3 protein-coding genes are annotated in these 6,284 nt (G+C 53.8%); all 3 read left to right on the top strand.

The genetic code is table 11. From position 1 onward, the window contains the following. Positions 1-690 precede the first annotated feature (690 nt). On the top strand, positions 691-1,953 hold the full coding sequence (locus tag B5F54_RS16850) for an ROK family transcriptional regulator (RefSeq protein ID WP_172749782.1): 1,263 nt from the start codon (positions 691-693) through the stop codon (positions 1,951-1,953). A 546-nt stretch (positions 1,954-2,499) separates the two neighbouring features. Next, positions 2,500-4,953: a SpaA isopeptide-forming pilin-related protein gene (locus tag B5F54_RS16845; RefSeq protein WP_087235306.1), complete on the top strand. Its 2,454-nt coding sequence runs from the start codon at positions 2,500-2,502 to the stop codon at positions 4,951-4,953. Between the two features lie 165 nt (positions 4,954-5,118). Next, the coding region (locus tag B5F54_RS16840) for a hypothetical protein (RefSeq protein ID WP_140400415.1) at positions 5,119-6,284 on the top strand (1,166 nt) is incomplete at its 3' end.

The following is a 6,284-nucleotide window of genomic DNA, read 5'->3' as shown; positions in this document are numbered from 1 at the left end:
CAAACTCTTTTCCGTTTGCTTTCTTAGGGAACGCCGTAGGCGAGAGAGGCACTTTGTGCCCGCCGTAGGCGCGAAAAAACGCCGTGCGTCCGCCGTAGGCGCGGAAGGCACTGTGTGCCCGTTGTGCGCCTACTAAAGGGGGAAAAGTGCAATTTTTTATAAAAATACACATTTTTTAGAGGTAAAATATAATTAGTTTGCAATATTATGGATAAAAATTGAAAGAATTGTTACTGCAAAAATAGTGATTCTTGTGTTTCTATTTTTACAAGATTATACTATTTTCGAAAGCATTACTAAAATCGATGACTATATGAAATGGACGGTATTTTTATTTTCCCAGAAGTATTGTGAAAATAAAAATGAGGACCCTTTGGGGGAGGGCTGGAAGGATGCCCTCCCCCAAAGGGCGGTATGCGCGTCAAGCGCCTTACCGGATCAAAACCGGCCATAGGCATCGGTTCTGCCGGATGCAGCAAGGGGGTATGCCGCCAAGAGGATCGCGGCTTTGCACGCACACAAAGCTGATTGTTTGCATCCATCAGGGAAATGATCGGGCAGAAAACTACAGACAGCCGGAGCCGGGCAGTGAGGGGCGCCTGGCACGGCGGCAATGCATCCATCCGATATGCTTGTATAACCACCGGCGGCATAGCTACGAACGATATTGTGCGTTGGAGGGAAGAAGTTATGAATCAAAGCAACAAACCAGCTAGTATCAACCAAGAACGCAGCCAACTCATCAACCGGGCCTTAATCCTCAACCTCCTGCGGCAAGAGGGGATTTGCTCGCGCGCGACGCTGTCGCGCCTTTCGGGACTCAAACAGGCCACCATCACCAACATTGCAGCGGAACTGATCCAATGCGGCCTTGTGGTGGAAACCGGCCTGATCCCAGGGGAAAAAGGCAGGCGCTCCATCGGCGTAACCTTGAACGACGCGCGGTACAAGGTGATTGGGATCAGTATGACGCGCGACCAGTTTTACGTTGACTTGGTGGGGATCTCCGGGAAGGTATATGAAACCCGTTCGTTCGAAATTTCCCAAACGGAGGGCCCGCAGTCCGTCCTATCGCGCATCCGCACGGCTATCCTACAGCTCCAACAAGACTATGCGGATTCGGAGCTCCTTGCCGCATGCTTGGCTATGCCGGGGCCGTACCTGGAAGACCTGGACCGCCTTTTGTTTGTGACAGAGCTGTCCGGCTGGCAGAACTTCCCCATCCGTGCGGTGCTGTCCGAAGGGGTGGGGATGCCGATCTATGTCCTCAACGATGCGAAGGCCAGCGCGTTTGCGCAGCTTTGGTCCCGCTGGCAGGAGCCGGCGGTGCAGAATATGGCCTATATTTTGGCGGGCCAGGGCGTTGGGTGCGGCATGATATCCGATGGAAAACTCGTTTCGGGGCAACACGGGATTGCCGGGGAATTTGGCCACAGCAGCATCAAGTTTGACGGCCCTCTCTGCGAATGCGGAAACCACGGCTGCCTGGAAAAGTATTGTTCCCTTTCGGCGCTCCGGTCCGAGATCCGGGACCTCTTGCGTGCGCACCAGCCTTCGTGCCTAGACGCGGGCAACCTGCACGATGAAGCGATTGCCCTTGCGGTGCGCGCGGGGGACCCTGTGGCGGTGCAGGCTTATGAACATGTGTGTGAACGGTTGGGCGTCGGCGTTATCAGCCTGATCAACCAAATGAACCCGGGCCTGATTGTCCTGGGCGACGCTTTGGTGGATATTTGCCCGGAACGCCTGCTGGAGGTTGTCCGCAGGTGCGTCGAAGCTGGGGTCAATGAACGGATTTACAGCGACCTGGCCATCGAGATCAACCAGCTGGAGGAGAGCCCCGCCCTCTTGGGCGCGGGCGCTTATGCAGCACAGCAGGTGCTCGCCAATCCGGGCATGCTGATTTATGAAGCGGACTTCCGGTCTGGACGTGCCTCCAGCGAGGCCACCTAAGCAAACCGGTGAGTCCCGCGGCCCGCTCCCCAGAGGCCTGCAATAGGCGCCCTTGTGAAATCCCCTTTTTGAAAGCATGCGCTTTTTTAGAGGGGGAGCCCAGCCTTCCCAACAGGCTGGCTTGCGAATCCTATCATTCCTATAATTAGAAGGCCAGAATCTTAAAAAGGACCTCGCCCTGGAAAACAGGGCGAGGTCCTTTTGCTATCGGGAAGGGCTTTCCATACTTTTACTATAATAAAGTCTTATAAGCTTGCATTTTATAGATAAATATGATAGGATTAAAACAACCAACGGTATCTTAATAAGATAATAACGTTTTTTTAAGATTCTAAAGGGGATGCCCCAGTGGCACAATCCATCGCACAAGCGGGCAGATGGATCTTTTAGCGGCCAGCGGATGCCGCTAAATCACGCGAAGGAGGCGGTAGGGCAGCTATCGTGGCATGGAAAAGCCGCCTTAGTTGCAGAAAGATGAAAAACCCAGAAAGCCCGGATAGGGCTTATTTTTTCATCGAAAATTTTCAGGAGGGGTAACAAAAAATCATGAAAAAGAGTATGAAAGTGCGTTTGTTTAGTGGATTGGTAGCGCTGTGTATGCTGTTGGCGTTCCTGCCGACAGCCGCATTTGCAGCAGGGAACAATGTGGCGCAGATCGGGGACCAGACGTATGCAACGCTGGACGACGCCATTGCAGCGGCCTCGGACGGCGACACCATCTTGCTGCTGGATGACGCGACGGTCAGCAAAACCTTGGACAAGTCCATCACCATCGACGGGCAGGGCCACACATTGACCTCGACCGATGTGCGCTATGGCTTCAGCAAGGGCCGCAGCCTGACGTTTCAAAACATGACCGCCCATTTCGGCTATACCATCGAAATTGAGAACCCGGAATACACCTCGGACCTGAGCCTTTTCTATGTCAATGGGGATACGGACTTCACCTTTAAAAATGCCAAGGTCTATATGGACGGCGCGGGTGCGTCCAACCGCCTGCACGCCATTTATTATGATGGCGGCAGCGTGGGAACCATTACGCTGGACCATTCGCGGCTGGAGATTACAAATTTCCCGGAAGATGCAATCGAATGGAGTGGAAACGAAAGCAACCTGAATGTCCTGCATTCCACGTATATTTCCGACCAGAACCGGAGCGGCATTACCGGGACCTGGAATGTCAAAATCGACAGCAGCAATGTCCAGGTCATCAACAGCATTGGCAACGGTTCCAATGGCTCGAATTACGACATCAAGAATTCGGTCGTCAATTTCAGCGATAACGGCTCGCATGGCCTGTCCGCAAAAAATCTGATGGTGGATTCCTCGACGGTCACGGCAAACGGCAATGGATTTATCGGCGTGGCCGTGGACGGGGATATGGCGATTCAAAACAACTCCACCGTTTCGCTGACGGGGAATGCGGGTGGCTCGCTCGCCGGCTATGCGGCCATGCGCCTGTACAACAACAATACGTTTACGGTCGATGGGACCAGCAAACTTTCCATCAAGGACAATCAAAATACCGGCCTGTATGTCCGCCAGGGATCGTTGACGGTGGAGGACGGCGCGGTCCTGGAAATTATGGGGAACCACGTGACAAATGATCTGCTGGACGGCTTTGGCGGCGGCGTTTATGTTGGCTATGGCGCCAACTACGATCCAACCGTAACGCTTCCTGCGGACGCCAAGATCTATAACAACCATGCCACGGTTGGCGGCGACGACATCTATGTTTCGCAGGGCGTAAACGGCCCCAGCCTCACCTTTGGCGAAACCAGCGCGAGCTGGGTTATGGACGGCGAGGATTGCGGCGGCAAAGAGCATCTCATCGACGGCTGGTATGACGATTCGGAAGGAACACGCTGGGAAGCCCATGCGGGAACCGAAGAGGGCAACCACATCGAAGAATTCACGGATTTCTCGGAAGAAACCGGCTTGGCCACGGTAAGCGGCGTGACCTCTCTCAAAGCAGCCCACGGAAAGGACCCCATCGAAAAGACCAGTTTCCCGGGGCTGGAAAAGTGGATCGTACGGACCAATTCCGATGAATCCACAACCGATGTGAAGGACGACACGGTTGCTGCGGGCAATACCGTCGATTTCAAATTGACCACCAATGTGCCGGACGACCTGCTCAACTACATAAAGCCCGAGGATGCAAACGATCCGGAAGTAACCGGACCGGCAATCAACACTTTGGCGAACGTACCCCTGGAAGAGCGCGGCGAATATCTCCTGACCCTCCATGACGCGATGGACGACTATCTCGTGGAACCGGATTCCTTTGTGATTACGATTGACCGCGAGGGCACGGACAACGATGTGACGTTGGACGCCAGCCAATATATCTTGAACCAGCCCGGTGTGATCGACGCAGATTGTGACTTTGAGATCACGATGGACCTGGTGGCCCTGTACAATGCAGGGGTCATCACCGACGCGGACATCGAACATGCAACCGACATTGTCGTGACGTATACCGCCAAGCTGGACGGCACAGCCACGGCCGGCAGCTATCAGAACACCGCATGGGTGTCTTACCCGGGCGGCGAGACCATGAGAGATAAGGTCACCGTTGAGACGTATAAAATCGACGTATTCAAGTACGATCAGACCAACGAGGAAAAGGGCCTGGAAGGCGCAACGTTCGAGTTCTACCAGAAGGATGAAGGAGGGAACCCCATCAACGTGGTGGAACTGACGTCCGGCGCGGATGGCCACATCCTGATCGACGGCCTCGATGCCGGCGTCTACTACCTCAAAGAGACCAAAGCGCCGGAAGGCTACGTTTGCAGCGAGGAAGAACTGACCATTACCATTCCCGACCAGGCGGATGGCAGCAATTTGGTCAGCGTCAAGTTTGCAAACAGCCCGGTCCCGCACACCGGCGGAATGGGCACCATGCTGTTTACTGTTGGCGGCATGAGTATCCTTGCAGCAGCGGGCGCCGTGATGATCGTCCCGCGCACATTCCGCAAAAAACAGGAAAATTCCTAACCATTCCCTAGAAACCGGCTCCGAAACAACAGGAACAGAAAAGGAAAACGTTCCTGTTGTTCCGGCGGCGGGTGCGGCGCAGGGCTTGGAATGCGCGCATCCAACGGAACAGGAAAGAACCCGAAAGGGGCTTTTATAAATGAAGTTGAAAGGAGAACAAAATTTATGAAGAAGAACATGAAGACACGCTTGTTCAGCGGCCTGATGGCCCTGTGCATGCTGCTGGCCTTATTCCCGGTCACGGCATCTGCTGCGGAGGTCCCGGAGTATAACACGCCGGAATACCCGGAAACCTCGGAGGGGGTTACGGTGGAGTCAAGCTTTGACAGCGAAGCACAAAAGGTCCTTACGACCATCGTGATCGGGGAAAACGTTGAAGGCGATACGCTGGATATAAATTTGACGGATGCCCTTGGCGAGGCTCTAAATAATAGCCTAGCGGTTCCCAGCGACGTCTGCGATTTCATCATTGAAATCGAAAACCATTCCAATCAGCCGTATGTGTACGAAGACGGCAGCCTGGTGCTCGGCACGGACGATTATGACGGCACGCAGGATGCAGGATATACCGACGAGTACGTGACAGCATTCGACGGCTTTAACGTTTATATCGGTTCCAAAAACAATGTATGGCGTTCCTATAACCATGCGTTGGCCGCATTGGATATTGGCATTGATCCCGATTGGCCAAGCCTAAGTGAGTTTGACCGGAATCTGACCGATGCAAATATTGCGGACGCCCTTGCGAAAAAGGGATACGAAAACGGCATCGACGATCTGGACGATTATTACATTGATTATTACAATGAGACCCATGGGGCGTCCATTACCGATCTGAAAGAGGCCGACGAAGCTTATATTGCCGACCTGTTCAGTTGTTATAACCCCCGTGGCGGGCAGCACCCGCAAGTTGGCATTCCGGAGAGCAACCTTGGGGTAGCGGCGCTTGGCCATTATTATCTTTATAATTCGCTGATTTCTGTGAGCGGAAATTCCCTGGCAAGTTATATGGCGGAGGGTTCCTCTTCTTATTCGGCCTTGAATGCGGAGCTGGCAGAAGCCATCAAGGATTCCCGCGAGGAGAAGGCCACGATTACGCTGAATGCCGGAATTGATGGCCCGAATATGTGCAACTGCTATCAAGGCCGTGTAATCGTATTTGGCATGGCGTTTTCCCTGACCAAGGGCGGCGACAAGACCAGCTATCCTGGCTTGGAGAAGTGGATCGTCCTCGAGGACGGCACGGAAGTGGACGCCGATACCGCCGCAGCGGGCGACGAAGTGGACTTCAAGCTCGAATCCAATGTGCCGCAGGATCTGCTCAATTACCT

The organism is Anaeromassilibacillus sp. An250, from assembly GCF_002159845.1.
In the GTDB taxonomy this organism is placed as follows: Bacteria; Bacillota; Clostridia; order Oscillospirales; family Acutalibacteraceae; genus Anaeromassilibacillus; species Anaeromassilibacillus stercoravium.
The sequence above is the reverse complement of the archived record's forward strand: the minus strand, read 5'-3'. Positions and strand labels throughout refer to the sequence as shown.